Origin of the sequence: Tautonia sp. JC769, from assembly GCF_040717455.1 — a bacterium.
GTDB lineage: Bacteria > Planctomycetota > Planctomycetia > Isosphaerales > Isosphaeraceae > Tautonia.
The window spans coordinates 151,963-178,148 of the sequence record NZ_JBFEFH010000007.1 but is presented as its reverse complement, the minus strand read 5'-3'; the positions used below and the strand labels follow the sequence as shown (position 1 = coordinate 178,148).

General features: G+C 67.9%; 22 protein-coding genes. 14 read left to right on the top strand and 8 right to left on the bottom strand.

Annotated elements, in window-relative coordinates; translation table 11 throughout:
- Positions 1-224: 224 nt before the first annotated feature.
- Both AB1L88_RS09890 and AB1L88_RS09885 read right to left on the bottom strand, forming a co-directional pair.
- Positions 225-581, bottom strand: coding sequence for a cupin domain-containing protein (locus tag AB1L88_RS09890; protein ID WP_367096488.1), 357 nt, complete (start codon positions 579-581; stop codon positions 225-227).
- A gap of 4 nt (positions 582-585) precedes the next feature.
- Positions 586-2,118 (bottom strand): c-type cytochrome domain-containing protein, encoded by a 1,533-nt coding sequence (locus AB1L88_RS09885; protein WP_367096487.1) that lies wholly within the window; start codon positions 2,116-2,118, stop codon positions 586-588.
- Positions 2,119-2,356: 238 nt separating this feature from the next.
- Here AB1L88_RS09885 and AB1L88_RS09880 point away from each other — a divergent pair, with 238 nt between their 5' ends.
- The 7 genes from AB1L88_RS09880 (at position 2,357) to AB1L88_RS09850 (ending at position 11,299) form a co-directional block, all read left to right on the top strand.
- Positions 2,357-3,355, top strand: coding sequence for a type I phosphomannose isomerase catalytic subunit (locus AB1L88_RS09880; RefSeq protein WP_367096486.1), 999 nt, complete (start codon positions 2,357-2,359; stop codon positions 3,353-3,355).
- A 73-nt stretch (positions 3,356-3,428) separates the two neighbouring features.
- A complete protein-coding gene (locus AB1L88_RS09875) occupies positions 3,429-4,598 on the top strand; it encodes a hypothetical protein (RefSeq protein ID WP_367096485.1) in 1,170 nt (389 codons plus the stop codon).
- A gap of 166 nt (positions 4,599-4,764) precedes the next feature.
- Positions 4,765-5,583, top strand: a complete 819-nt coding sequence (locus tag AB1L88_RS09870) for a menaquinone biosynthesis protein (RefSeq protein ID WP_367096484.1) — start codon at positions 4,765-4,767, stop codon at positions 5,581-5,583.
- On the top strand, positions 5,534-6,658 hold the full coding sequence (gene mqnC, locus AB1L88_RS09865; RefSeq protein ID WP_367096483.1) for a cyclic dehypoxanthinyl futalosine synthase: 1,125 nt from the start codon (positions 5,534-5,536) through the stop codon (positions 6,656-6,658). Before AB1L88_RS09870 ends, mqnC begins: the two co-directional genes overlap by 50 nt.
- A gap of 297 nt (positions 6,659-6,955) precedes the next feature.
- Positions 6,956-7,714: an ATP-binding cassette domain-containing protein gene (locus tag AB1L88_RS09860; RefSeq protein WP_367096482.1), complete on the top strand. Its 759-nt coding sequence runs from the start codon at positions 6,956-6,958 to the stop codon at positions 7,712-7,714.
- Positions 7,715-7,772: 58 nt separating this feature from the next.
- Entirely contained in the window at positions 7,773-10,004 is a 2,232-nt protein-coding gene (locus tag AB1L88_RS09855; protein ID WP_367096481.1) for an ABC transporter permease subunit/CPBP intramembrane protease, read from the top strand.
- A complete protein-coding gene (locus AB1L88_RS09850) occupies positions 10,001-11,299 on the top strand; it encodes an amidohydrolase family protein (protein WP_367096480.1) in 1,299 nt (432 codons plus the stop codon). Before AB1L88_RS09855 ends, AB1L88_RS09850 begins: the two co-directional genes overlap by 4 nt.
- Before the next feature lie 441 nt (positions 11,300-11,740).
- On the opposite strand, the gene AB1L88_RS09845 is transcribed toward AB1L88_RS09850, so the two are convergent.
- The 4 genes from AB1L88_RS09845 to AB1L88_RS09830 all read right to left on the bottom strand — a co-directional run bounded on the left by AB1L88_RS09845 (position 11,741) and on the right by AB1L88_RS09830 (position 15,540).
- The gene (locus AB1L88_RS09845; RefSeq protein ID WP_367096479.1) at positions 11,741-11,905 is read right to left on the bottom strand and encodes a 30S ribosomal protein THX; all 165 of its coding nucleotides are present in this window, start codon (positions 11,903-11,905) and stop codon (positions 11,741-11,743) included.
- A 163-nt stretch (positions 11,906-12,068) separates the two neighbouring features.
- A complete protein-coding gene (locus tag AB1L88_RS09840; RefSeq protein ID WP_367096478.1) occupies positions 12,069-13,781 on the bottom strand; it encodes a hypothetical protein in 1,713 nt (570 codons plus the stop codon).
- A 50-nt stretch (positions 13,782-13,831) separates the two neighbouring features.
- Complete coding sequence (locus tag AB1L88_RS09835) at positions 13,832-14,659, bottom strand: ABC transporter ATP-binding protein (RefSeq protein ID WP_367096477.1); 828 nt, start codon at positions 14,657-14,659, stop codon at positions 13,832-13,834.
- A complete protein-coding gene (locus AB1L88_RS09830) occupies positions 14,659-15,540 on the bottom strand; it encodes a hypothetical protein (protein WP_367096476.1) in 882 nt (293 codons plus the stop codon). Before AB1L88_RS09830 ends, AB1L88_RS09835 begins: the two co-directional genes overlap by 1 nt.
- Positions 15,541-15,958: 418 nt before the next feature.
- On the opposite strand from AB1L88_RS09830, the gene AB1L88_RS09825 reads away from it, so the two are divergent.
- The gene (locus AB1L88_RS09825; RefSeq protein WP_367096475.1) at positions 15,959-17,173 is read left to right on the top strand and encodes a PEP-CTERM sorting domain-containing protein; all 1,215 of its coding nucleotides are present in this window, start codon (positions 15,959-15,961) and stop codon (positions 17,171-17,173) included.
- Here the strand turns inward: AB1L88_RS09825 and dprA are convergent.
- Positions 17,160-18,293, bottom strand: a complete 1,134-nt coding sequence (dprA, locus tag AB1L88_RS09820) for a DNA-processing protein DprA (protein ID WP_367096474.1) — start codon at positions 18,291-18,293, stop codon at positions 17,160-17,162. The two genes, AB1L88_RS09825 and dprA, sit on opposite strands and share 14 nt — an antisense overlap.
- Positions 18,294-18,650: 357 nt before the next feature.
- On the opposite strand from dprA, the gene tatC reads away from it, so the two are divergent.
- Both tatC and AB1L88_RS09810 read left to right on the top strand, forming a co-directional pair.
- Positions 18,651-19,670 carry a twin-arginine translocase subunit TatC gene (gene tatC, locus AB1L88_RS09815; protein ID WP_367096473.1) on the top strand — a complete coding sequence of 340 codons (1,020 nt, stop codon included), beginning with the start codon at positions 18,651-18,653 and terminating at the stop codon, positions 19,668-19,670.
- A 112-nt stretch (positions 19,671-19,782) separates the two neighbouring features.
- Positions 19,783-21,474, top strand: a complete 1,692-nt coding sequence (locus tag AB1L88_RS09810) for an NAD-binding protein (protein WP_367096472.1) — start codon at positions 19,783-19,785, stop codon at positions 21,472-21,474.
- Between the two features lie 16 nt (positions 21,475-21,490).
- Here the strand turns inward: AB1L88_RS09810 and AB1L88_RS09805 are convergent, their stop codons facing one another.
- Positions 21,491-22,990: a carotenoid oxygenase family protein gene (locus tag AB1L88_RS09805; RefSeq protein WP_367096471.1), complete on the bottom strand. Its 1,500-nt coding sequence runs from the start codon at positions 22,988-22,990 to the stop codon at positions 21,491-21,493.
- 202 nt (positions 22,991-23,192) lie between these two features.
- On the opposite strand from AB1L88_RS09805, the gene AB1L88_RS09800 reads away from it, so the two are divergent.
- The 4 genes from AB1L88_RS09800 (at position 23,193) to AB1L88_RS09785 (ending at position 26,128) form a co-directional block, all read left to right on the top strand.
- A complete protein-coding gene (locus AB1L88_RS09800; RefSeq protein WP_367096470.1) occupies positions 23,193-23,705 on the top strand; it encodes an FxsA family protein in 513 nt (170 codons plus the stop codon).
- Between the two features lie 159 nt (positions 23,706-23,864).
- Complete coding sequence (locus AB1L88_RS09795) at positions 23,865-24,074, top strand: hypothetical protein (protein ID WP_367096469.1); 210 nt, start codon at positions 23,865-23,867, stop codon at positions 24,072-24,074.
- A gap of 4 nt (positions 24,075-24,078) precedes the next feature.
- Entirely contained in the window at positions 24,079-24,510 is a 432-nt protein-coding gene (locus tag AB1L88_RS09790) for a hypothetical protein (RefSeq protein WP_367096468.1), read from the top strand.
- Positions 24,511-24,559: 49 nt separating this feature from the next.
- The gene (locus AB1L88_RS09785) at positions 24,560-26,128 is read left to right on the top strand and encodes an SDR family oxidoreductase (protein ID WP_367096467.1); all 1,569 of its coding nucleotides are present in this window, start codon (positions 24,560-24,562) and stop codon (positions 26,126-26,128) included.
- The last annotated feature ends 58 nt before the right edge of the window (positions 26,129-26,186 follow it).

Here is a 26,186-nt window from a genome sequence, read left to right as displayed (position 1 = left end):
AGCCCGACGCCGAGCATGGGGGATCGGACCGACGATCGTCCGCGGCCGACCCCTCGGGGCGGGCGTGACCGGAGACGGTCATGGCGTGAACGAGCCGGGCGATCTCGGCGGGGGAACCGCGTGGTCCCCCGTTCCTGGAGAGAGTCGCAGACCTTAAACGGACACGGGAGAGGGGTCAACGCCGAGATTGACCGATTGGATAGGGTGGATGGCGGTGAAGATTCTCAGAGATAGTCTTCGCGGATGGGGTGGAAAACATCGAGGGCCACGGCGGGGCCGTCGAGGGCGACGACCCGGTGAGGGACGCCGCCGGGGATGCGCCAGAGGTCGCCGGGTTCGAGGATTCGGGTCATGCCGCCGACGGTGAATTCGAGCCGACCGGAGACGAGGTAGCCCATCTGCTCGTGCGGATGGGAGTGCTCCGGGACGACGCCACCGGCCTGAAACTCGACGACGGAGAGCATGATCCCCTGGCCGGCGGTGACGCGGAGATCGACGCCGGGGAACAGGGGATGGTGCTTGCCGGAGCCGCTGGAAATGAAGTAGGAATCGGGAGCGGGTTCGGAAGGGCTGGCGGGCATCGGATCAACGACCTCGGGGGTATCGGGCCATGACCCACTGGCCCCAGGCGGCGAGGAACTGGTTGCGGTCGACGCCGAAGAGTTGTTGCACGCCGGCGTCGATCTGCTGCTTGCCGCCGAGCATCCCCCGGACGAACGGGCCGAAGGCGCGGGGATTGGCGGCCGAGAGCCATTCCAGGAGGCTGAAGCCGAGGGCCCGGGTGTCGTCGGGGTCGAGCTGATCGCCGAGCGCCTCGGCCGACTTGGTGGTCCAGCCGAGCTGCGACGCCCGAACCGTCGCCAGGCGGAGCCGCCCGACGTACGGGCTTCGCGGTTCGAGCTTCGACGCGAGGAAGGCGCCGTAGCCGAGGGCGAGCCATTGCGGCGCGTTCGCACCGGCCCGGATGACGGCCCCGGCGCCGAGCTGCTCGACGAGCAGGAAATCGAGGCTGCGATCGACGGCGGCATCGCTGGCCTCGCCCCCGCCGAAGGGGTCGAGGGCGACGAGATAGGGGGTCTCGTCGGCCAGGTCGGCGCGGGCGTATTCGTTGTCGAGCGGCTCCTGGCGGGCGACGGTTCGGACGAACTCGGCGTAGTGGTTGCGATCGGTGAAGACGTAGACGCTCACCTGAGCGGGGCCGAAGGGGGCGGCCTGGCCGGGGCGAGCCAGCATGCCCTGGATGGTCTCAGCCGCCTTGTCGAGCGTCTTGACCGCGGTATTGGCCCGCGCCTCGGGCAAAGAGCCGAAGAGGAGGAAACGCTTGCCGGCGGTCGGCTCGGGAGGCTCACCGGCCCCGGCCTGGGCCCAGCGAAGGGTGGCAGCCTCGGTCAGGCGCCGGCGGCGTTCCTCGGGGGAGAGGCGGGCGAGCTCGGCGGCGCGGAGCTGGTCGGGAGAGACGGCGACCTCGGTCAGCGGGGCTCCGGGATTGGCCCCGGCGTCGAGCAAGGCCCCGGCGCCGATCCAGGCCTCGATGCGGGCGATCGTCTCGGGGGCGAGATTCGTATTGCCGGGGGGCATCTTGGGGGTGCTCTCCCCCTTGACTCGCAGGATCAGCTCGCTGCTGTCGGGGTCGCGAGGCTCGATGACGGCGCCCGACTCGGCCCCGGTCATCAAGGCTCGGAAGCTGCTGAGGTCGAAGCCGCCGCGGCGATCCTCGGCATTGTGGCACCGGAGGCAGTTGGCCACGAGGACGGGGGCCACGTCTGTCGAGAACTTCGGGCCCTCGCCGTCGTCCTGCGGGGCGGCGGGAGCGGGTTCAGGGTTGAAGAGGGAGATCGTGCGGATCGCCTGGTTCGGCTTGCAGGACTGGCACGCGCGGAAGCCACCGCCCTCGGCGACTCCGGGAGTCGGAAAGACGAGGCGATTGGACGCCGAGAGCCGCCGGGCCGAGGAGCAATCGGGCTCGTGGTAGACCTTCGAATTCTTCGATCCGATGACCAGCCCGCCGACGGTCTGCGCCCGAAGCGTGGGCTCCGGGCCGGCGATCAGGGACAGCATGAAGCAGGCGGCGGCGATCGGTGGCATGATGATCGCCATCGTCGAGGGTCGTCGCCGCATTGTGCGCACGCTCCGGGAGAGCCGACGGGTTGGGATCCATTCGGATCGATTTTGGCCCATCGGCCGGGCGAACGCAAGGCCGAGCCGTGACGGCCCGGGGGTTCCCGGTCGACCGAGCCTCCTCGTTGGTTGCTGGACAAAACAGGGCCGCTGGCGTAAGAGTTGGGCGTCGAACCGTTGTGCTTGAGTGCCGGGCGATTGAGCACGCTCATCGGCTTGCAAACCGAGGCAGACCGCGATGGACGCCGATGGACCGCTGACCCCGCTGCGATTCCAACCGATCCTGAAGCGCCTGATCTGGGGGGGGCGTCGGCTGGGGTCGAAGCTGCACAAGGAGCTCGGCCCGGAGGCCGATTACGCGGAATCGTGGGAGCTGTCGGATCACCGGCACGGCCAGAGCGTCGTGGCCGAGGGGCCGCTGGCCGGGGCTTCCCTGCACGACCTGGTCATGACGCGGGGGACAGAACTGCTGGGAGAGGCGGTCGGGCCTCGGGAGCAGTTCCCGCTCCTGTTGAAATTTCTCGACGCGAATCAGGTGCTGTCGGTCCAGGTCCACCCGGACGACGAACAGGGCCGACGCCTGGCCGACGACAACGGCAAGACCGAGGCGTGGGTGGTGATCGACGCCGAGCCGAGCAGCCTGATCTACGCGGGCCTGAGGGCCGGAGTCGATCGACTTGGGTTTGCCGAGGCGCTGGAGCACGGCCGGATCGCCGAAGTCCTGCACGCCTTCGAGCCGAAGGCGGGGGATTGCATCTTCATCCCGGCGGGCACGGTGCATGCGATCGGCGCGGGGGTCTTGCTGGCCGAGGTGCAGCAGATGTCCGACGCGACCTTCCGGGTCGATGACTGGGGGCGCGTCGGCCCGGACGGCTCGCCCCGGGCGTTGCACCTCACCGAGGCGATCGAGGTGACCGATTACGAGCGAGGCCCGGTCGACCCGGTCCGGTCGCGGCCTGATCAGATCGACGGCGGGACGCGGGAGCATCTGATTCGTTGCCCGTACTTTGCCCTCGATCGGTACGTTTTGACCGGCTCGACGCGGATCGGCGACCCTCAGCACGGGCGATTCACGGCCCTGATCGGCCTGGGGGGGAAGGCGGTGGTGTGGCACGACGGGCAACCGTATCCCGTCGAACTGGGGCAGACGCTGCTCGTGCCGGCCTCGGTGGGGGCGTGCCCGATCGAGCCGAGCGGGGAGGGAGAGGCAATCGTCCTGACCTGCACCGTCCCCTGATCGAGCCGCGCGATCGATGCGCGATCCGGCAGGATGAGTTCGGGATTGCCGTGGAATTGGGAGTGTCGCGACCGTGTCAGCCGAGTCCGTGGAGTCGGGATCACGCCCCCCTGCCCTGGTGGACCGGCCACCGGCCTGGCGCTTCTTGCTCGGGGCGATCGCCGCGGCGGGGTCGTTCCGGGCGCTGGTCCTGGCGATCATCGGCCTGCAACTGACCGCGATCGGCTGGGCGGCGATCGACCGATTGAGCCGAGATGAGCCGGGAGCGACCCGGCGAGCCATGCTCGGGCCTCGGCCGACCATCGAACGGTTCGAGGGCCGGGACGCGTTGCAAGGGGCACTGGCCCGTTCGGTGTCGGCGATCCTCGATCCGATTCGGGTGGTCTCGGCGCCGATCGGGGGCGTCTTGACGATCGATCGCGGGCGGTTGGGGCCGGGCCGGTCGTCTGCCGCAGCCTTCTGGGCGTTGGCGGTCTGGGGGGTAATCGGCGGGGGGATCGGGCGGCTCGCGGTCGCGAGGCTGGACCCGATGCGGGAGGAGGTCGGGGCCTGGTCGGGCGTCCGGTTCATGGGGCGTCGGCTTCGGAGCCTGATCGCGGCGCCGTTGGGTCTGCTGGTCGGGGTCGGGTTGCTCTCGCTCCCTTCGGCGTTGATCGGCCTGGGGATGGCATTCGGGGGCCCGGGGGCCGAGGCGATCGGCAGCGGATTGCTGGTCGTTCCGCTCTTGCTGGCGATCCCGGCGGCCTTGCTGGTGCTCTTGCTGGTGATCGGCTGGCCCCTGATGGTGCTGACGGTGGCGGTGGAGGGGGAAGACGGCTTCGAGTCAGTGAGCCGAACCGCCAGCTACGTGAGGCATCGGGCGGGCGTGCTCGTCGGTTCGATCGTGCTGAGTGTCGCGGCGGGCGCCGTCGGCTTGGTCCTGGTGTCGCAACTGGCCCGCCTGGTGGTGCATCTGGTGGGCTGGGGCCTGGCGATCGGCGGGCCGGAAGGCGTGATCGCGCCGGGCTTTGCGTGGTCGGGTGCCGGGATGGGATCGTGGCCGGTGGGCTGGGACCGATGGCAAGAGGGAGTCGGCCTGGTGCTGCACGCCTGGGCGTTCAGCTATGCCTGGTCGGCGATGGCCCGGATCTACGTCGTCTTGCGAGGCGAGGTGGACGGCACACCCTGGCCCGACCTCTATCGCCCCGAGGAAGACGCCGAGCCGTTCGCCCCCGAACCGAGCCCGCCTCCCCGGTCGGCCTGACCGCGTCCGACCTTGTTCGTCACGGCGATCGCGCCTATAATTCGTTCAGAAGTTTCTGAAACACCGCCCCGTTCCGGCGGTTCGGTCCGGGGGGTGGCTCGCTCGGAGTGCTCGCTAGATGAGCCGCGTCGATTCCCGTGGCAGCCCTGGTTCTGGTCCGCTTCGCGTGGGAGCCGTCAGGTACCTGAACGCGAAGCCGTTGTATCACGGGCTGGAACGCCTCGCGCCCGGAGTCCGGCTGGAGATGGACCTGCCGAGCCTGCTGGCGGATCGCCTGGCGGGCGGTTCGCTGGACGTGGCCTTGATCCCGTCGGTCGAGTACCTCCGCGGGGCGCACCTCGGCTACCAGATCATCCCGGGCCTGGCGATCGCGTCGGCAGGCCCGGTGCGGAGCGTCAAGCTGTATAGCCGGGTGCCGTTCGCCCGGATCGATCGGCTGGCGCTCGATGAGGGGTCGCGCACCAGCCAGGCGCTGGCCCGGGTCTGGCTGGACGAGGCGCACGGCGTGCGGCCGTCGATCGTCGAGAGCTTGCCGATGGGCGTCCCGGTGCAGGAGAGCACGGCCGACGCGGTCCTCCTGATCGGCGATCGCGCCATGCGAGACCCCGACGAGCAATTCCACGCGGTCGTGGACCTGGCCTCGGCCTGGCGGGCGTTGACGGGCTTGCCGTTCGTCTTCGCCCTGTGGGTGGCCCGGGCGGGGGTCGACCTGGGGGCTTTGCCCGACGTCCTGCACCGCTGCCGGGCCGAAGGGTTGACGCACGTCGATCGGATCGCCGAGCAGATTGGCCCCGGACTCGGCCTGACGCGGGCCGAGTGCATTGAGTACCTGACCCGGAATATTTCGTATGATCTGGGTGAGCCGGAGGTCGCCGCCCTCCGCCTGTTTGCCCGGAAAGCCGCCGCGCTGGGGCTCGCCCCGGAGGATGTGGATCTTGCCTTCGCCAACACCCGACGTCTCCCGGATCTTGCAGCGCGCCGTTGACGGCGAGCGTCTCTCGTTCGACGACGGGGTCACCCTGTTGAAGGAGGGGGACCTGCTGTCGCTCGGCCGAGCCGCCGACGCCGTCTGCAAGCGGCTCCATCCCGAGCCGTACCGCACGTACAACATCGACCGGAACATCAACTACTCGAACGTCTGCGCGGCCATCTGCCACTTCTGCGCCTTCTACCGGAAGGTCGGCGATACCGACGCCTACGTGCTCGATCGCGAGGTCCTGCTCGACAAGATCCGAGAAACCGTCGAGCTGGGCGGCGATCAGATCCTGATGCAAGGCGGCCTGCATCCCGAGCTGCCGTTCGACTGGTACATCGACCTCTTGCACGACATCAAGGCCGCCTATCCGCGGGTCAACGTGCACGGCTTCAGCCCGCCGGAGATCCACTTCCTGGCGAAGAAGTTCAAGATGCCGGTGATCGAGGTCCTGCGCCGGTTCAAGGAGGCCGGGCTGGGGAGCCTCCCGGGCGGCGGCGGCGAGATCCTGGTCGATCGCGTCCGGAAGATCCTCACCAAGGGGAAGGTGCTGAGCGACGACTGGCTGGCGGTCCATCGCGCCTGGCACGAGCTGGGCGGCGTCTCGACGGCCACCATGATGTTCGGCCACGTCGAAACCCTGGAGGAACGGGTCGAGCACCTGGAACGCTGCCGACGGCTCCAGGACGAGACCGGCGGCCTGACCGCGTTCATCTCCTGGACCTTCCAGCCCGAGAACACCGAGATGGCCGACGTGCCGCCGCAGGGGGCCTTCGAGTACCTCCGCGTGCAGGCCGTGACCCGGTTGTATCTCGACTCGATCCCCAACATTCAATCGTCGTGGGTCACGCAAGGCCCGGCGATCGGCGGGCTCGCCCTCTACTTCGGCGCGAACGACATGGGCAGCCTGATGATCGAGGAGAACGTCGTTTCGCAGGCCGGGACGGTCTTCCACCTTTCGGTCGGGGAGATCAGGCGGGCGATCCGGGAAGCCGGGTACATCCCTCGGCAGCGCAACGTGTTTTACGAGTACATCGACGCCGACCCGGAGACGGAGCTGGCAGGGTCGCCGCTGACGGTGGTCTGACGCCGTTTCGCCGGGCGTGTTGCGCGACTCCCCTGCCCCTCCATCCGACCGTTGCGACCACCCTTTCTTCCGAACGTGCGTATACGGGTGGTCGAGGCGTGAGGGTTCGATCGGATGGTTGAGTCTCTGAGGACGCGACACGCCCGACGCGTCGGCCCTACCGGCGTGAGGGCGACCGTCATCTCCTTCCCCGGCCTGATCGGTCCGGCTAGAATGGCCTAGATTGTCGGGAAGGGGGCGGTGTCGCGTCGCGCCTTTCGCGGGGTCTTCTTGCCGAGTCGAGGTCGAGCCGTCCCGATGATTCAGGTCGAGCAGCTTTGCAAGGCGTTCCTCGACTACCGGCGGGGATGGGTCCCGGCGGTCCGGGACGTGAGCTTCGAGTGCGTCCCCGGCCAGATCTTCGGCCTGCTGGGGCCGAACGGCGCGGGAAAGACGACCACCCTGCGCATCCTGAGCACGGTCCTGCGGCCGACCGGCGGCCGGGCGATCGTGGCCGGGCACGACGTGGTGAAGGAGCCGGAGGAGGTCCGCACCAAGATCGGCTTCATGTCCTCGGGCACGGGCGTCTACGACCGGATGACGGCCTGGGAGCTGGTCGCGTACTTCGGCGGCCTGTACGGGATCGAGGGGCAGACGCTGGTCGGTCGGATGGAGCAGATCTTCGACTGGCTCCAGATGAACGACTTCCGCGACGTGCTCGGCTCGAAGATGTCGACCGGGATGAGGCAGAAAGTCTCGATCGCCCGGACGATCATCCACGACCCTCCGGTCCTGATCTTCGACGAGCCGACCTCGGGCCTCGACGTGCTGGTCGCCCGGGCCGTCCTGCTGAAGATCATGGAGCTGCGCGACCGGGGGAAGACGATCATCTTCTCGACGCACTCGATGCAGGAAGTGACCAAGCTCTGCGACCGGGTCGCCATCATCTACAAGGGGCGGCTCCAGGCCAACGGTCGGCCCGACGAACTGCTGGAACGCTTCGGGCAGCCCGACCTGGAGGAGTTGTTCTTCCACCTCGTCGAACGTGCCGATGCCGGGGCCGTGGCCTCGGCTTGAGACGCGCGGCATCACCTCTCGCCCCCATCGATCCACAATGCCCCGAGCCCGACATCCCATGCGATGGTCCCGCATCCGCCTGATCTTCGGCCGAGAGCTGCGCGATCAGCTCCGCGACCGCCGGACCCTCTTCATGATCTTCGGGCTCCCGGTCCTGCTCTACCCGATCCTCGGCTTCACCGTGAAGGAGCTGACGGCGGCCTTCGAGCAGCGGCCGCGCCGGGTGGTGGTCGTCGGCGCCGAGCACCTGCCCGAGGAGCCGCCGCTGCTGGTGACGGTCGAGGCGGACGAGATGGAGCTTGTCCAGTTCAACCCGGCCTTCTCGGAAGGGATGACGCAGGGGCTCTTGCTCGTGGAGCAGGTCCCGTCGGACTCCTCGCTCTCCGATCCGTCGGCCCAGCTCGAGGCGATGCGCCAGGGCCTGGCCGACGTGATCGTCGAGATCCCGGCCGAGGTCCGCCAGCAGATCGAGCGCCTTGAGCAGCCGACCTTCCGCATCGCCTTCCTGCGGGCCGACGAGCAGAGCCTGGCGACCTATCAGACGGTCGAGGGGATCATCAAGCGCTGGCAAGACGCGATCGTCGCCCGGCGACTGGCCGCCGACGAGAAGCCGGCCGAGTACATCGCCCCGATCGACGTGCAGGGCGTCGACCTGGCGCGGCAGGTGCTCGGCTCGTCCACCTCGGGGGCGAGCGTCTGGGCCCGGCTCTTCCCGTTCCTGCTGGTGATGATGGCCCTGACCGGGGCCTTCTATCCGGCGGTTGACCTTTGCGCCGGCGAGAAGGAGCGGGGGACGATGGAGACCCTGCTGATCAGCCCGGCGTACCGGAGCGAGATCGTCGTCGGCAAGTTCCTGACGATCATGGCCGCGAGCGTGGCCACGGCCCTGCTCAACCTGGCGAGCATGGGCGTGACGATGGCCTTCCTGGCCCGCCAGCTCGGCGCGGGGCTCGGCGGGATGGAGGGAGGGGCGGCGATCGGGTCGCCGATGGACGAGCTGAGCCCGCCGTCGATGCTGGCCCTGGCCTGGATCATCGTGCTCTTGATCCCGCTCTCGGCCTTCTTCAGCGCCGTCTGCCTGGCGCTGGCGGTGCTGGCGAGGAGCATGAAGGAGGGGCAATATTATATGACCCCGCTCTATCTCATCGCCCTGCCGTTGATCTTCCTGACGTTGATGCCCGGGGTCGAGCTGACGCCGTTTTACAGCCTCGTGCCGATCACGGGGGTTTCGCTCCTGCTGAAGGCCCTGATGCTGGAGCAGTACAACGAGGCGCTTCAGTATTTCTTCCCGGTGATGTTGTCGACCATTGTTTATGGCCTGCTCGCGCTGCGGTGGGCGGTCGGCCAGTTCCGATCCGAGGAGGTCCTGTTCCGCGAGGCGGAGCGGTTCGACCTGGCCTCCTGGTTCCGGCACCTGATCCGCGACCGAGGGCCGACCCCCACGGCGGGCCAGGCGATCGCCTGCTTCGTGATCATCCAGGCGTGTGCCTGGTATACGTCGATGCTCCTGTTCGGGGCCAATCCGCTGGTGGCGCTGGCGATCGGTCAAGTCGGGTTCATCCTGGTGCCGCCGCTGGTCATGACCTTCCTGTTCACGTCGAGCCCGAGGCGGACGTTGCGGCTGCACTGGCCGGGCTGGGGAGCCCTGGCGATGGGGGTGGGGCTGGCCCTGACCCTGAATCCGTTGTCGGCCGAGCTTCGTCCGATCGTCATGGAACTCTTCCCGATCCCGAAGGCGATGGAGCAGGCGCTCCAGGGCTTGCAGGATGCGATCCCGAATGTCGCCACGGCCGTCCTGCTCTTCGCGATCATCCCGGCGGTGTGCGAGGAGGTGGCCTTCCGGGGCCAGATCCTCTCCGGCCTGGAGACGACGCTGGGGAAGTGGTCGGCCATCTTGCTCTCGGCGTTCCTGTTCGGGTTCCTGCATGTGTTGATTAGCTTGTTTCAGCAGTTTTTCAATGCGACGCTCCTCGGGGTGGTGCTCGGCTGGCTGGCGATCCAGACCCGGAGCCTTCTGCCGGCCATCGCGTTCCACCTGACGAACAATGCGCTGGCGGTGGTCGGCCCGTCGCTGGCGGTGGGCTGGGTCTACCGCGATCAGACCCTGTTCCTGTATCAATGGTACTGGGTTGCCCTGGGTGCCGTCGGCTCGGTCGCCCTCTTGGTGGTGCTCTCCCGGATGGGCGGCACGGGCTCACCGACCGCTGATGAGGCGCCGGCGGTCGAGGCCGAAGGGGCGGAGCCGGTGGGCGTCGGAGAGGTTCGTGACCCCGATCGTGAGGACCGATGAGCACGACCGACCTGATCCTCGGCGCTCGCTACGTCTTCCCGGTCGAGGGCGATCCGATCCACGAGGGCCGCGTGACGATCCGGGACGGCCGGATCGCTGCGGTGGGGCCCCCCGGCAATCGCTCGCCGGATGTGGACCTGGGGAACGTGGCGGTCATCCCGGGATTGGTCAACGCTCATACGCATCTGGAACTCTCGTCCATCGATCCGGCGCGGGACGATCCGGCATCGTGGCCGGAGGATGAGATCGACTGGCTCGGTCGGGTCATCGCGCATCGGCGAGAGAACCCCCCCGGATCGCTCCGGGACGCGGTGGATCGCAACCTCGACGAGGCGCTTCGGGCCGGGACGACCATGCTCGCCGACACCACGAGCGCAGGCCTGAGCTGGGACGCGATCGCCGGGGCTCCTGTCCGGGCGGTCGTCTTCGCCGAGCTGATCGGCCTGAAGCGGATGCGAGGGCTGGAGACGAACCGCCAGGCGTGGGACTGGATCTCCTCGATCCAGCCGGCCGATCAGGTGTTCGCCAACGCGAAACCGGGGCTGAGCCCGCATGCGCCCTACAGCACGGCCGGCTGGCTCTACCACCGGGCCGCCGGCACGCAGATGCCGCTCTCGACCCATCTGGCCGAATTGCCGGAGGAACGGGAACTGCTCCAGCACCGTCGCGGCCGGCTCCGCACCTTCCTCGAAGACCTCGGCGCCTGGGACGACGAGTGGGAGCCGATCAGCCCCGAGCCGGCCGACTACATCCGCCGAGGGGCCTTGCGCGAGGCCGACTGGATCGTGGCGCACGGCACCTATCTCGATCCCGACGACTTCTGGCAACTGCGCCCCGAGGCCGCGGCCGACGGGCACCGGGTGGCCGTGGCGTTCTGCCCCCGGACGCACGCCCGGTTCGGCCACCAGCCGCACCCGTACCGGGCGATGCTCGAACGCGGGGTCGTCGTGTGCCTGGGGACCGACAGCCTGGCCTCGACCCCGAGCCTCAGCATCCTGGACGAGATGCGCTTCCTTCACCGGCTCGACCCGAGCCTCGGCGGCCCGCTACTGCTGACGATGGGCACCCTGTTCGGGGCCTGGGCGTTGCGCGCGGAGACGGTGACCGGCAGCCTGAAGCCGGGGAAATCGGGCGACCTGGCCATCGTCTCGCTCCCGGATCGGGAAGCCGACGACCCGTATGCCCTCTTGCTCGATTCGGACCTGCCGGTCGTCGCCTCGGCCTTCGAAGGACGCTTCCGGGCCGATCCCGAATGGGGGCCGGGGGCAAGCCTGCCCGGCGTATCCTCCGGATAATCCCCTCCCGAGGGGAGTTGCTCGGGATGACGACAACCGGTTGGCACGAATGCCGAGCATGACGTCTGGGTGGATGCACACCCGGAGTCGGTCGGTCGCCGAAGTCGACGTCGTAGCGGAGACGCAGGGCGCGTCGGAGACGGTCGCCGACCGCTTGGAGGCGATCGTCGATCAACCCGAGCTGGCATCCCGGCTGGGCGCAGCAGAAGGGCGAGCCCTCGGGAAGCAGGTGGAGAGTCGCCCAGACGATTGAGCCGATGCGGAGGACGGCCAGGGGCCTCAACGGCATCGTCGCAGAACCAGAGGCCGGGCCGAGGCAATTCACGGGCCTCGGCGACCGCCTGTTCGACGAGCCGTGTCAGTTCGCACCGCGAACGCTTACCCATCCTTGCAGGGCGGGGATTCCGTTCGAATCGAGCATGTGCACGAGGCGGAGGAAACTCAGGACTCGCTGGAGGCGGCGGCAGCCGCGGCGGCCTTGTCCTGGCGAATCTTGCGGGGTTTCGGGCGGCTCTTGCCGTACGACTTCCGGAACAGCTTGCCGCGCTTGGAACGCTTGTCACCCTTGCCCATCGGCGGGTCGTCCTTTCGAGGATCCAGGCTCAAACGATCGACGCCCCGCACCGGCCGGTCGGTTGATGGCGGCGAGGGCGTCGAGCATCGTCATGTCAGGAGCGAGAAACACCCATCATACCGCCATGGGAGCCGCGATTCCAGGCCGCTCGGCGATCGAATTTGGGCGGGGGGAATGCCGTCGGGAACGCTCGGCTCAGAATTCCATCCGCTCGAAGGCACGGATGCCGATCCGCATGGGGACGATCGTGGCGACGGCCCCCACCACGAGGCTGAACGAGACGGCCAGCAGCAGTCGCCGATACAGGACCTCGTGCGAGCCGCCGAACATCATGGCCACCTCGCTGCCGATCCCGGCGAAGTAGAGGTGACTGAGGATCGCCGGGGGGGCGATCACCAGGGCGATGAAGGCGAGGCTGACGAGCAGGTTCAGCGTCCCGCCGAATCCGGCGGCGATCTTCGACGGATCGTCCTCGCGGAGGTTCGGCAGCCGGGCCCCCAGGCCGACGCTGATGGCGGAGAGGCCGAAGCAGAGCACGGCCACGATCGCCGCCTGCAAGATGAGCATCACGGGGCCGACCTTGAGCATCAGGCCGCTCAGGAGGATCAGGATCTCGGTCGCCACCAGCGAGATCCCGGCGGCGAAGGCGAACTTGCCCCAGATGATCGACGACCGTCGGACCGGGAACAGCCCGAGGAGCCAGAGGTTCCGCCCTTCAAGCGAGAGCATCGGGAAGATGAACCGGCTGGTGAAGGTCGAGAGGATCAAGGCCGTGACCGCCAGGTTCAGGAAGCTCAGCAGGTTGCGGAAGTAGGGGCTTTGCACGTCGTAGCCGAGGCGGCGGATGTTGATGAAATAGAACGCGAGCAGGCCGAAGAAGATGAGGAACTGCGACCACTGGGTCGGGTCGCGGCGGAAGGTGCGCAGGTCCTTGAGGATGAGCAGGCGGATCGGTTCTCGGATGAAACCAAAAAGGCGGTGGAAGACGGCGTCGATGCCGTACCATCCGAAGTGGCGTCGGGCCGATCGGCCGCCGAGCACCCGGCTGTAGCCGGGCCGGTAGAGGTCTCGGGCGATGACCGCCGCGGCCAGGTAGGCCAATCCGGCATGGGCGCAGATGACCATGAGGTAGAAGAGCCCGTCGCGCCACTGCCCCTCGGCCGACCGGAGCAGGCCGGCGGCCATCCAACGGCTCGGCAACAGCCGGTTCGTGCTGAATTCGAGCCGCCCGAGCAGGGAGTTCATCCACTCGTAGGAGAGGGTCGATCCGGGAGTCGTCCAGACCCGAGCCGCGGTATAGACCAGGCCGCCGATCATCAGGGCGATCGTGCCGAGCAAGACCGACCTGCGCTGCCGGGGCAGGAGGTTCGCCAGCAAGATCGCCCCGATCGCCCCGACCCCGCCGGGGATGATCACGAACGCCAGGTGATAGGCCAGGGCGATCAGGTAGAACGGCCAGGGGGCCATCGACCTGATCCCGTAGGCGACCATCATCGGGCTGCCGAGCAGGAGGAAACCCCAGCTCGAGAAGGCCATCGCCTCCAGGAACTTGTGGGCGAAGACCCGGTCCTCGGTCGCCGGCGTGGCGAGCAAGAAGCCGGCCTCCCGGCTGCGGAACAGGGCGGCGTAGAGGATGATGCCCGTCGAGACGAGCAGCATGATCAGGAGCGAGAGGAAGAAGAGGCTGAACAGGTACTCGACGATCTCTCCCGTGACTTTCAAGTACTCCTTCAGGAAGCCGAAGCCCTCGAAGAAGAGCAGGAACAGCCCCGACCAGAAGATCGCCGAGCAGATGAGGATGGTGATGAGCCTCAGCCGGGATTCGGCCACGAGCGAGTCGAGCAGGTTCACCAGCAACCGGCGCCGGAGGAACCCGAAGCCCCGCGAGACGCGCAGGGCGGTCGCCATCGGCGGAAGATCGGGAATCGGGTCGGCGGAACTTCGGAATCGGCCTCGGATCACGGGCGACGGTCCCCCAACTCGATGGCCTCGGAATGGGATTCGGCGTTGCAGTCCGGCTCCGACTCCGAATCCGAATCGCTCGATGCCGAGGGGGCCGAGAGCCTCGGCCGGTCGCCGCTGGTCAGCTTCAGGAACAGGTCTTCGAGCGGGCCGTGCATCTGGGCCCGCTCGCGGATCTCGGCCAGCGAGCCGGTCATGAGCATCGTGCCGCGGTCGATGATGCCGATGGTGTCGGCCAGCTCCTCGGCAATCGCCAGGAGGTGGGTCGACATCAGGACGGCCACGCCGGAACGGGCCTGGGAGACGAACAGATCCTTGACGATCCGGCCGCTGCGGGGGTCGAGCCCGACCAGGGGCTCGTCGACGATCAGGACCTTCGGCTCGTGGACCAGGGCCGAGGCGAAGACGACCCGCTGCTTCATGCCGTGCGAGTAGTTCTCGCACAGCTCGTCGATGTAGTCGCGCATCTCGAAGATGTCGATCAGCTCCTCGATCTTCGCCGAGGCGTGGCGGCGGTCGAGCCCGTACATCTCGACGACGAAGCGGAGGAACTCGCGTCCGGTCAGCTTCTCATAAAGATACGGCTGGTCCGGCACGTAGGCGATCAGCTGCCGGGCCTCCCGGCTGCTGCTCGGGAAGCCGCCGATGCGGACGGTCCCGGAGCTGGGGGTCAAGAGGCCGCAGAGCATCTTGATGGTCGTGGTCTTGCCCGCGCCGTTCGGGCCGAGGAAGGCGAACAATTCCCCGGCCCGGACCCGGAGATCGAGCCCATCGACGGCTTTCTTGCGCCCGAAGGTCTTGGTCACGCCGATCAGCTCGATCATCACCGGCCCCCCGGGAGGGTATCAGCGCGATTGCCGAGGGATTCGGGAGCCGCGGGGACGCGCTCCATGACGAGGTTGACGATCATCAGGGGCACCTCTTGGCGGATCACGAGGCCATCGGAGGCCCTGGCCCAGGTGCGGGCGGTCAGGCCCCGCATGCGGGTCACGACCAGGTAGGTCGGCACCAGGCTGTCTTGCCAGGGGATCATGACGTTGCGGTTGGTCACCTCCACGTGAACCGTCTCGACCCGGCCGGTCAATGGGCTGACGACCCGGCTTTCCCACCGTTGACCGACGTGCAAACCGGGGATGCGCTCCAGCGGTGAGAGCGAATTCTGGACCATGCCCCGCGCCTGATAGGGGAAGGTGAAGGTCCGCTTGCCGAAGATCAGGAGCGGCCCCCGGGCGGTGATGACGATCTCGTCGCTGGCGACGTGCCCTTCGAGCACGAGCAGCTCGGTCTCGTCCCCTTCGATCCGGACCGCCGAGCGGAGGACGTTGAGATTGCCGGCCGAATCGACCCCGATGACGCTCCGAATCTCCAGGCGCTCGTCGCCGGCCGACTCCAGGGGGGTGCGGTCGAGCAGGGCCCCGGCGTCGAGCGTCACCGCGCTCTCGAAGCGGACGTGGCCGTCGCGCTGACGTTTCGTCTCGGTCACGGCCTGGCCGACGGCCGTCAGGTCGTCCGGCCCGTCGCCCTCGGGGTCGGGGACCATCAGGTTCCACCGGGTCGGGCCCTTCGTGTCGTCGGCCTGCGCGATGTCGCGCATGTCGGGAGGCGGCCCGATGAGCAGGTCGGGCAGGACGTCGCGGACGAGCAGGGCCGAGGCGGCGACCGACCAGAAGATCAGCATCCCGAGCGAGACGATTCGAGGGGGCATGGTGAAGGGCTCCGGCTCCATCCGCGATCGTTTCGAGATGAGCAGAATTCAGAACGGCGGGAGGGCGGCCCTTTGCATCATACGAACCCCCCGCCTCCCCGAACAAGGGAGCCCTTCGCGGGGTGCTCGGGAGCTCGGTAGGCCTTGCGGACGCTCCATTTTCGCGTTTTTGCAACGCAAATTGGGCGGATTGATCCGGCGTTTCTCGATTCTGATTCCGGGACGAACGCCGGCATCGCTTCTACAAAGAACAGGGACAGTCCCGATCGTTCGCCGGAGATGCGCATGCTTGCATGGAGAATTTCGCGGAATCACGCGATTTTTCATGGTCGGGCGATTGATCGGTTGGCTATCCTGGATGACAGCAGCGTTGCACTTGACTTCTTTTGCGAATGGTCCTGACTGGGAATCGCTCCTGATGCGACCCCTCGTGTTGGCATCGCCGATCCGGCGGCAACGGATTGGCCTGATCCTGGGCGTGCTGGCCCTGCTGCTGGCGGGCGTGCGCCCGAGTGCCGAGGCCGAGTCGCTGCCGATCTACTCGGTGGTCGACCTGGGCCCGATGGATGGCTCGTCCTGGAGCACGGGCCTGGCGATCAGCTCCACGGGCCAGGTGGCCGGAACGGCGCGGACCCCGAGCTCCTCGCAGGCGTTCCTGGGATCGCCCAGCGGCTCGGTCCAGATTCTCGGCTCGCTGACGGGGGAGAAGGGCAAGAGCCAGGGGCTGGGGATCAGCGGCGGGGTCGTCGTCGGGGTCAGCGACTTTGGCGATGGCTCGCGTCGAGCGTTCCGATCCAGCGGTGGGGCGATGGTGGAACTGGGGACGCTGAACGGCGGCTCCTGGAGCGAGGCGGTGGCCATCAGCTCGGGGGGCGAAATCGCCGGCCACGGCAACCGCAAGGATGGTCGGACCGTCGCCTTCCGAATCACGACCGACGGGACGTTCGTGGAACTGGGAACGCTGAACGGCGGCCTGTCGAGCCGGGCTTACGGGATTAACGCGCACGGCGACGTGGTGGGAGAGTCGGTCGATTGGTTCGGCGTGCGTCGGGCCTTCGTGGCCGACGACACGGGCATTCACGCCGTGGGGACGCTCCCGGGCGGTGGTGGCAGTGTCGCCCGAGCGATCAACGACGATGGCCTGATCACCGGGCACGCGACCGACGCCTCGGGCCGGGACATGGCCTTTCTGGGGCGTCCCGGTGCCTTGGTTTCCCTGGGACTTCTCCCCGGCGGCCGGTCGAGCTACGGCCTGGGGATCAACGCCCACGGCGAGGTCGTCGGCCAGGTGTCCGGGAGCCTCGGCTCTCGGGCCTTCCGCTGGACCGCGACCGACGGGATGGTGGATCTGAACCACCTGATCGACCCCGATTCGGGGTGGCTGCTGCAAACGGCCTCGGGCATCAACGACGCGGGGATGATCGTCGGGACCGGCCTGAAGGATGGCGTCTCCCGCGCCTTCCTGCTCGAACTGAAGGCCCCGGGAACGCCCGATCCGGGCGGGGAGGCCACCGTCCACGCGACCCCCGAACCGGGATCGCTCCTGATGGTCCTCCTGGGAGCCTCGGGGGCCGGGGGCTGGGCCTGGCTTCGTCGGAAGCGGCTGCGAGACGGCCAGCTCAGATCCGGGTGAACTGGTTGCCGGCGTTGCGCCGGATCAGGCGACGCATTTCGAGAATGGCCATCGTCGCCATGACCTGGGACGGGGCCAGGCCGGTCCGGACGATCAACTCGTCGATGCCCCGGGGCAGGTCGTCGAGGTGGCCGAGCACCGCGCGTTCGTGCTCGGTCAGTGAGAGTTCGGCCGGGTGGCGGACCTCGGGGGCTTCGGGCTCCTGGGACACGGAGACGGCCCGAGCCAGGGGGCCGAGTTCTTCGAGGATGTCGTCCACGGTCTCGACCAGCCGGGCTCCGTCCCGGATCAGGGCGTGGCAGCCCCGGCTGGTGATGCTGTCGATCGGGCCGGGGACGGCGAAGACCTCGCGGTTCTGCTCCATGGCGTGATGCGCCGACGAGAGCGATCCGCTGCGAGGGGCCGCCTCGACCACCACCACCCCGAGGCAAAGCCCCGCGATCAGGCGATTGCGCTGGGGGAAGAGCCCGGCGAGCGGCTTCTGCTCCATCGGCTGTTCGCTGACGACCGCCCCCGAGGCGGCGACCTCGGCGGCGAGCTCGGCGTGCTCAGGGGGGTAGATCGAGCCGAGGCCGTTGCCGAGCACGCCGATCGTCCGGCCTCCGGCCCGCAAGGCCCCCCGGTGCGCGGCGGCGTCGATGCCCCGGGCCAGGCCCGAGACGACCGTCAGGCCGACCCTCGCGAGCGACCCGGCCAGGCGTTCGGCGATCCTCATCCCGTAGGGGGTCGCCTTGCGGGCGCCGACCAGGGCGATCGCGAGCGAGTCGGTCGGCTTCAACGACCCCCTGACATAGAGCAAGGCGGGCGGGTCGGAGATCGACTTCAAGGGTTCCGGGTACTCGGGGTCGTCGAACGGGATCGGCCGGACGCCCTGCTGCCGGCAGCGCTCGAGCTCGACCTCGGGGTCGAGCTCCCGTCGGGCGGAGACGATCTTCTCGGCCAGTTTCGGGCCGACGCCCGGCACCCGCTTCAGGTCGGAGAGGGAGGCCGAGAGGACCTTGCCGGCCTTGCCGAAGTGATCGAGCAGGGCACGGCTGGTCAAGGGGCCGATGCCGGGGATCATCGCCAGGCAGAGCAGGTCGAGCAGGGAGCGATCGTCACCGGAATCGGAGGCGGGCACGGGGCATCTCGGGCGATACAGGAGAAGAAAGTGTCTCAAGGGCCGAGCGGCACAACGCCGGCCGATCGTCAACCGTTCGGTCGGGATTGTAGCCGGGGTTGAGTCGATCAGGCAATCATGCGACTGGAAGTCTGCCGGGACTGGTAAACGGGGGGGGATTCCTGGTATCTTCAATGACGCAGGAACGCCCCCGCCCGATTTAGCCGTCCCCGCGAGGCTCACGGCGGCGCCGAAGGAGTGGTCCCCGGTCGAGTGACCGATCGGAGCGACCCGCGTCTCCTCCCCGGACTCCGTCCATCGCCCGAGCGTCCCACCCACGCCCGAGCGGCCTTTGATGCCCGCGGGGGATTGATCGCCATGGCTGTTGAACGCGATCTGTTTGAAGAAGAACAAGAGATGGTCGCCATGAGCTTCGGCGACCACATCGAAGAACTCAGGCTGCGCCTGGTCCTGGCCTTGCTCGGCCTGGTCGTGGGCGTGATCCTGGCCCTGATCCCGCCGCTGAACCTCGGCTACTACGTCATGCAAGGCATGCAGGAGCCGGCCCAGCAGGCGCTGGAAGCCTATCATATCAGGCAGACCAATAACCGGATGGCCGCCGCGGAACTCAGGGAGACCTACACCGAGCTACCCGCCCGGATTTCCGCCGCCGCCCTGGTGGCCGCCCTCCGTGAGGTGGCCCCGAGCGTCACGCTCCCCGAGGACGATCCCGGCGCCCTGGAAGGTCGGTACGTCGAGCTACCGATGCAGGTCCGGGAAGCGGCCGCGATCGACATGGTCAATACGAACGTCGAACGCCAGAAGGCCCTGATCGCGCTCCGGCCCATGGAGACGGTGATCATCTGGTTCACGGTCTGCATCATCACCGGGCTGGTGATCGTCAGCCCCTGGGTCTTCTACCAGCTCTGGGCATTCGTGGCCGCCGGGCTCTACCGGCACGAGCGGCGCACGGTCTACCGCTACCTGCCGTTCTCGGTCGGGTTGTTCCTGGGCGGGGTCTTCCTCTGCTACTTCGGCGTCCTCCCGCTCACCTTGCAGTTCTTGCTCCAGTTCAACATCTGGCTGAACGTGGAGCCGAGCCTCCAGCTCACCGCCTGGATGAGCTTCGCCACGCTCCTGCCCCTGGTCTTCGGCATCGGCTTCCAGTTGCCGCTGGTGATGCTCTTCGTCGGCAAGCTCGGGATCGTTTCGGCGAAGGACTTCCGGGAGAAGCGCAAATTCGCCCTGCTGGGGATCACCATCGTCGCGTCGATGCTCACCCCGGCGGACATCGTCAGCATGCTGATGCTCGCCGCGCCGATGATCGCCCTGTACGAACTGGGGGTCATCCTGGTCGATCGGGGCGAGGTCGCGGCGGCGAAGGCCGAGGCCTATTGATCGGCCACCGACCCACACGCCGAGCAGGCTGGACGGTCCGGCTTCGATCCAGAGGCCGAGGCCGTCCAGAAGGGGCGATCGAAAAGTTCGTTGATGAAGTTAGGCTCGCCCGATGAAATCGCTGATCGTCATTCTGCATAACCTCGTCACGAGGAAAGAACGTCGGAATCTTCAAATCCTCGTGCAGTTGCTCCTGGCCGTCGCCCTGCTGGTCCTGATCTTTACCGTCGGGTTTCACCTGATCAGCGAGTACGAAGGCAAGGAACATAGCTGGGTGACGGGGTTCTACTGGACCCTCGTCACCATGTCGACGCTCGGCTTCGGCGACATCACGTTCGAGTCGGACCTGGGGCGGATGTTCTCGGTCGTCGTGTTGCTCAGCGGCACCGTCTTCATGCTGATCCTGATCCCGTTCACCTTCATCCAGTTCTTCTTCGTCCCCTGGATGGAGGCCCAGGCGGCCGCCCGCGCGCCGAGGGCCCTCTCTCCCGAGGCCCGTGGCCACGTCGTGCTGACGTCCCTCGGCGCGATCGAAGGGCCCTTGATCCGGAAATTGACCCAATCACACCTGGAATATGTGATCCTGGTTCCGGAACTGACCGAGGCGCTGAAGCTGCACGACCAGGGCTACCGGGTGATGCTGGGGGATCTGGACGACCCGGAGACGTATCGGCAGGTACGCGTGGATCAGGCCGCCCTGGTCGCCACCACGCGCAATGACATGAGCAACACGAACGTGGCGTTCACCGTCCGGGAAATCTCCGAATCGGTGCCGATCGTGGCGACCGCCTCGGCCGCGGCCTCGGTCGACATCCTGGAACTGGCCGGGTGCAATCGGGTCTTGCGGCTTGCGGATTTGCTGGGTCGGCAGCTGGCGCTCTGCGTGCTGGGCCGGGACGCACGGAGCCATGTGGTCGGCCAGGTCGGCGACCTGCTGATCGCCCAGTCGCTGGTCCGAGATACCCCGCTGGTCGGGCGGACCCTCCGGGACATCCGGCTGCGCGACCATGCGAACGTCAGCGTGGTCGGCGTCTGGGATCGGGGGCGGTTCCAGATCGCCAGCCCAGAAACCTTGATTCAGTCGACATCGGTCCTCTTGCTGGCCGGTTCCCGAGCGCAGCTCGACGACTACGACGCCCTGTTCTGCATCTACCGATCCCATGATGACCCGGTCCTGATCATCGGCGGTGGGCGGGTCGGCCTCGCCGTGGCGCGCGCCCTGAAAGCCGAGGGGATCGATTACCGGATCATCGAGCGGCAAAAACGCAAGGTCCACAACTCTCCGGAATTCGTCTTCGGCAACGCCGCCGAGCTGAAGGTGCTGAAGCGGGCAGGCATCGACAAGGCCTCCTCAGTCGTCATCACCACCAGGAGTGACGACGTGAACGTCTTCCTGACCATCTATTGCCGGCGCTTGCGGCCGACGATCCAGATCCTCGCCCGGTCGAACCTGGAACGGAACGTCTCGACGCTCCACCGCGCCGGGGCCGATTTCGTGCTCTCGTATGCGTCGATGGGGGCGAACTCGATCTTCAATCTGTTGCAGCGGATGGACACGCTGATGCTCTCCGAGGGGCTCAGCGTGTTCCAACTCCCCATCCCCCCCTCGATGATCGGGCGATCATTGCGCGAGTGCGCCGTCCGCCAGCAGACCGGTTGCAACGTGATCGGCGTGGCCTCGAACGGCTCTCTCGAAATCAACCCCGATGCGAACCAGCCCCTGCCCGAGGACGCGGAACTGATCGTCGTGGGCGACTCCGAGTCGGAGCGCCGATTCCTCGATGAGTTCGAACCCTCGGCGTGAACCGAGGGCAGTCGGCTCAACCCAGGAGCGACCCGGGTAGCCAGGTCCCGTGGAAGCCGTACGGGATCCGGCTGGGGATCAGGACGCGGGCGACCGGCTCCTCGTCGAATGCGAGGGTGTCGATCACGACCAGCTCGCTGGTCCCGTTCCCCTGGTCGAAAACATAGGTCATCAGCCATCCGTCGTCTTCGGACGCGGCGTCGGGCCTGGGGACGAAGACCCCTTCCCCGCCGAATCGGCCGGGGCCGTGACGGTGACGGAGCGTCGGCCCGCCTCGCAGGTCGACCTTGAGGAATCCGGCCATGTCGCCGTCCATGACGTAGCCGAATCGGGCGGGGCGGCCCGTCAGGGCGTCGTTGATTCGCGGGAATTCGCACGGCAGATCATCGAGCGTTTCCTCGGTCGCCCGGCCCGTGGCGAGGTTGAACCGCCAGCGGTGCAGGCGAGGCGCATCGTCGATCGGCCCGGGGGCGTCCGGGCGTCCTTCGGCGGCCGGTCCTCCCATCCCGAGCGCGCCCGGGAACTGTTCGTATCGGCATGCGACCAGGACGACATCATCCCCGACTTCGAAGGCATTGAGCGTGTGGAAGACGTAGCACGAGGGGGACTCGAACCACCGAATCTGCGATCCGTCTCCGTCGCGAGGCAGGATGCCGAAGCGGGAGGGGCGGTCGGGTTCGAAGCTCAGGAAGGGGCCGCCCGAGAGCATCCGCATCACGCTGAAGGTCGCGGGGAGATCCATGAAAATCGCGTGATGTTCCGTGATGGCGAAATCGTGCATCATCACGGGGCGGGGGAGGTCGATGGGCGTGGTCGATCGCAGCGTCCCCCCGGCATCGACCACGCTGTACTGCAAGTACGGCCGCACGGGTTGGTAGCCGAAGCAGAACATCTCGCCCGTTTCCGGGTCGATCTTGGGGTGCGCGGTGAACGCGTGCCTGAGCCTCCCCGCGAAGTCGTGGGGGCCGACGGTGCCGAGATCCGGCACCGAGATGACGTGCGGCTCCCCCCCTTCCCAGAGGGCGAGGAACTTCCCGTCGTGCCAGACGACCGACGTGTTCGCCGCATTCTTGAACATCGGTTTGCCCTGGGCCAGCAGCGCGGGGTTGGGCGGGTCGCCCAGCCCTCCCCAGATCGCCCGCCCGGACTCGCGTTCCTCGACGAACCCGCGGGTACGGACCCATCGGTTGCGGTAACTCGCCCTGCCGCCGCGGAGCAAGACGCCGTGGAGCATCCCATCGCCGTCGAACCAATGATAATTCCCGAGGGGCGGGAACTGCGGATTCGGCCCATTCCGGACGTACATCCCCTCCAGCCCGTCGGGAATCCGGCCCACGACGCGGAGGTTTTCCGCCTCGATCTCCTCGAATACAGGGGCGTAATTGCCGCCCAGGAAGGGAGAATCGGGCCAATCGGGGTCGTCGTCGGCCCGGGCCCGGGTCGCACGATTCCAGGGCAGGCCGAGCGCCCCGGCGACCGAGAGCGACCTGAGGATTTCCCTGCGGTTGATCGACATGGTGAGGGTCCTTCTCAATCGAGGGGCGAGCGTGCTTCCCGATCGGGTCGCGTGGCCACAGGGGCAACGAGAGTGGTTCGCCGGGCGGTCCATTGTATTGCAAGGCGAGGGCCGAATCTCCCGGGACTGTCGGGTTGACTTGGCGATTCGGGCGGCGACGATGCCTTCAGCGGAGAGTCATCCTCGAGGGAGCTGAGCGACGATGTTTGTTCGATTGCTGCTGCTGCTGACCATCATCCCGATCGCCGAGCTGTTCGTGCTGCTCGCCGTCCATGGGGCCATTGCCGAGCGGTACAGCTTCCAGACGGGCTTGCTCGTGACCGTGGGGGCGATCCTCGCGACCGGGATTCTCGGCGCGTCTCTGGCCCGATCGCAGGGGCTCGGGGTCGTCCGAGAACTCCAGCAATCACTCGCCCGAGGCCAGTTCCCGGCCCGATCGCTGATCGATGGGGCCATGATCCTCGCCGGCGGGGCCATGCTCCTGACCCCCGGATTCCTGACCGACCTGGTCGGCCTGAGCCTGCTCATCCCTCTCTCGCGGAACCTGTATCGCCGGATGATCAACTCCTGGTTCCTTCATTCGGCCCAGCGTGGGGCGACTCGCGTGCGCTTCCACTCCGAATTCGCGCCCGGCCCGGACCGGCCGGGCCGAGGCCCCGGCCCCGGCCCCGGCCACGGACCAGTGATCGACGTGACGCCCGAGGATCGGGACTGACCTGGGTCCAAGACGTTCTCCCCGCCGCGCGAAGCGTTCCCTTCCCCCTGTTTTTTGCGGTTGACTCCCTGAACGCGCGCCTACAGTAGCGGGGGAGGGCGAGGGGCGCTGGTGATCCCCGCCAATTCCAGCAATGTCGAACCCTTGAAGGAGGTGGTCATGGCGACCGGTCTCGACGACACCCGGACCTGGCCCGACCTGGCGATCGGCCTTTACGACCGGCTCACCGGCCGAGGATCTGAGATCATCTACGAGTTTGAGAATTTCGAACTCCTCGTGCCCAGCAGCGCCTCGGAGCAGGCCGCTCACGCCCGCTGGCGGATGAACGGCACCCTGAAGATCCGCACCCGAGACCGCGAACAAGGCTGATCCCATGGATCGATCCCTGGACATCGAGGGGGACCTCCAGCTCGAATTCGAGGGCGGGCGGGCCCGGGTCGAGATCCGCGACCAGGTCGTCGACCTGAACCTGTCGGATGCCCGATCGGCCCTCGCGATCATGCGGCAGGTCTCCCCCTCGACCCGCCGCGAGGCGCTGCGGCGAGCCGACGCCCAGCTCCGGGCGATCGGGTTGATTGGCCGCGTTCGCGTGGGCGATCGGCTCATCGCCCGACTCGGCGGCACCGACCGGGCCGGCCTGATCGCTCGCATGCTGAACGTCGATCCGCTCGCCCTCAAATTGTTCTCATTCCTGGGGGCGTGGCTCGGTCGCAAGCGAGCGCTCGGTGAACCTTCGGGATCGCCCGCCCCCGGCGACCGCCCCGCTCCCGGGCCCGATTCGCGATCGTCCCTCGGTGGTGGGTGACCCCGTCGCCGGGGCGGCCGCACCGGACCTTGAGCTTCGAGAGGCGTTCATGAAACCAATTCTCGTCACGGGCGCCTCGGGCTACATCGGCGGCCGCCTGATCCCGATGCTCCTTGAACGCGGCTACTCGGTCCGCTGCCTCGCTCGCGACCCGAAGAAGCTGGGAGGGCGGCCCTGGACCGATCGGGTCGAGATCGTGGCCGGGGACGTGCTCGACCCCGAGTCGCTCCGCCGGGCACTGGATGGATGTTCGGTCGCCTACTATCTCGTTCATGCGATGATGGCCGGCGAACGGTCCTTCGTGGACCGCGACCGCGCCGCCGCCGCCAACTTCGCCGAGGCCGCCGACCAGGCCGGCATCGAACGGATCATTTACCTCGGCGGCCTGGGGAGGCGCGCCGACCACCTCTCCGACCACCTCGCGAGCCGTCAGGAGGTGGGCGACATCCTCCGCGGCGGCTCCGTCCCCGTCGCCGAGTTGCGGGCCGCGATGATCATCGGGTCGGGAAGCGCCTCGTTCGAAATGATGCGGGCGCTGGTCAAGCGGCTCCCCGTGATGATCTGCCCGCGATGGGTCCGGACCCGCAACCAGCCGATCGCCGTGCGCGACGTCCTGGCCTACCTCGTCGGCTGCCTGGAGCAGCCGAAGACCGCCTACGGCACCTTCGACATCGGCGGGCCCGATGTCTTGACGTACAAGGACATGATGATTCGCTATGCGGCCATGCAGGGCCTCCGCCGGCGGATCGTCGTCGTCCCGGTCCTCACGCCGAGGCTCTCGGCCTACTGGATCAACCTCGTCACCCCCATCCCGGCGGCCCTGGCCTTCCCCCTGGTCGAGGGCCTGCGGGCGGAGGTGGTCTGCCACAACAACCGCATCCGCGACCTCGTGCCCATCCCGCTCACCCCCTTCGGCGAGGCCGTCCAGCGCGCGATGGACAGGGTCCACCACAACGAGGTCTCCACCCGCTGGGCCAACGCCGCCTTGCCGAGCCGGGCGGCCCTGCTGCGTCGCCCCCAGTTCGACCGGGAGCGGTTCCCGCTCCGAGACGTGCAGCGGGTCGAGGCCGAGGCCCCGGCCTCGGTCCTGTTCGATCGCGTCCGGCGGATTGGGGGATCGACCGGCTATTACTACGGGAATTTCCTCTGGTGGATCCGAGGGGCGATGGACCGGATCGTCGGCGGCGTCGGCCTGCGCCGGGGGCGTCGCGACCCGGTCGAGATCTACATCGGAGACGCGCTCGATTTCTGGCGCGTCGAGGATTACGTCCCCGGCCATCGGCTCTTGCTCCACGCCGAGATGCGGGTCCCCGGCGATGCCTGGCTCGAATTCCGGGTCGAGCCGCTCGGTTCGCAGCGGTCGGCCCTGACGCAAACGGCTTACTTCAAGCCCTCGGGATTGCCCGGCAGGCTCTACTGGTATGCCTGCCTTCCGGCCCACCTGTTCATCTTCTCGGGGATGGCCCGCAGCATCGTCCGATCGGCCGAGGCGTCGTCGGATCGCCTGGAGCGGATGCTCGACCAGAAGCAAGACGACCTCCCCTCGGCAACCGCCGGAGTGCCGATGGTGCGGGACCACTCGGCCGATGATGCCCCCGCCGGCGGCGTGAGCCGGTAGCGTTCTCCGGGGTCAGCCTCTACGCTGGGAGTCGTGAATCGCCCGCTGGACCGGCGAT

Coding starts and splice junctions, on each gene's coding strand:
- AB1L88_RS09890 (WP_367096488.1), bottom strand. CDS start 581: ATGCCCGCCAGCCCTTCCGAACCCGCTCCCGATTCCTACTTCATTTCC.
- AB1L88_RS09885 (WP_367096487.1), bottom strand. CDS start 2,118: ATGCGGCGACGACCCTCGACGATGGCGATCATCATGCCACCGATCGCC.
- AB1L88_RS09880 (WP_367096486.1), top strand. CDS start 2,357: ATGGACGCCGATGGACCGCTGACCCCGCTGCGATTCCAACCGATCCTG.
- AB1L88_RS09860 (WP_367096482.1), top strand. CDS start 6,956: ATGATTCAGGTCGAGCAGCTTTGCAAGGCGTTCCTCGACTACCGGCGG.
- AB1L88_RS09855 (WP_367096481.1), top strand. CDS start 7,773: ATGCGATGGTCCCGCATCCGCCTGATCTTCGGCCGAGAGCTGCGCGAT.
- AB1L88_RS09850 (WP_367096480.1), top strand. CDS start 10,001: ATGAGCACGACCGACCTGATCCTCGGCGCTCGCTACGTCTTCCCGGTC.
- AB1L88_RS09840 (WP_367096478.1), bottom strand. CDS start 13,781: ATGGCGACCGCCCTGCGCGTCTCGCGGGGCTTCGGGTTCCTCCGGCGC.
- AB1L88_RS09835 (WP_367096477.1), bottom strand. CDS start 14,659: ATGATCGAGCTGATCGGCGTGACCAAGACCTTCGGGCGCAAGAAAGCC.
- AB1L88_RS09830 (WP_367096476.1), bottom strand. CDS start 15,540: ATGCCCCCTCGAATCGTCTCGCTCGGGATGCTGATCTTCTGGTCGGTC.
- AB1L88_RS09825 (WP_367096475.1), top strand. CDS start 15,959: ATGCGACCCCTCGTGTTGGCATCGCCGATCCGGCGGCAACGGATTGGC.
- tatC (WP_367096473.1), top strand. CDS start 18,651: ATGGCTGTTGAACGCGATCTGTTTGAAGAAGAACAAGAGATGGTCGCC.
- AB1L88_RS09810 (WP_367096472.1), top strand. CDS start 19,783: ATGAAATCGCTGATCGTCATTCTGCATAACCTCGTCACGAGGAAAGAA.
- AB1L88_RS09805 (WP_367096471.1), bottom strand. CDS start 22,990: ATGTCGATCAACCGCAGGGAAATCCTCAGGTCGCTCTCGGTCGCCGGG.
- AB1L88_RS09800 (WP_367096470.1), top strand. CDS start 23,193: ATGTTTGTTCGATTGCTGCTGCTGCTGACCATCATCCCGATCGCCGAG.
- AB1L88_RS09795 (WP_367096469.1), top strand. CDS start 23,865: ATGGCGACCGGTCTCGACGACACCCGGACCTGGCCCGACCTGGCGATC.
- AB1L88_RS09790 (WP_367096468.1), top strand. CDS start 24,079: ATGGATCGATCCCTGGACATCGAGGGGGACCTCCAGCTCGAATTCGAG.
- AB1L88_RS09785 (WP_367096467.1), top strand. CDS start 24,560: ATGAAACCAATTCTCGTCACGGGCGCCTCGGGCTACATCGGCGGCCGC.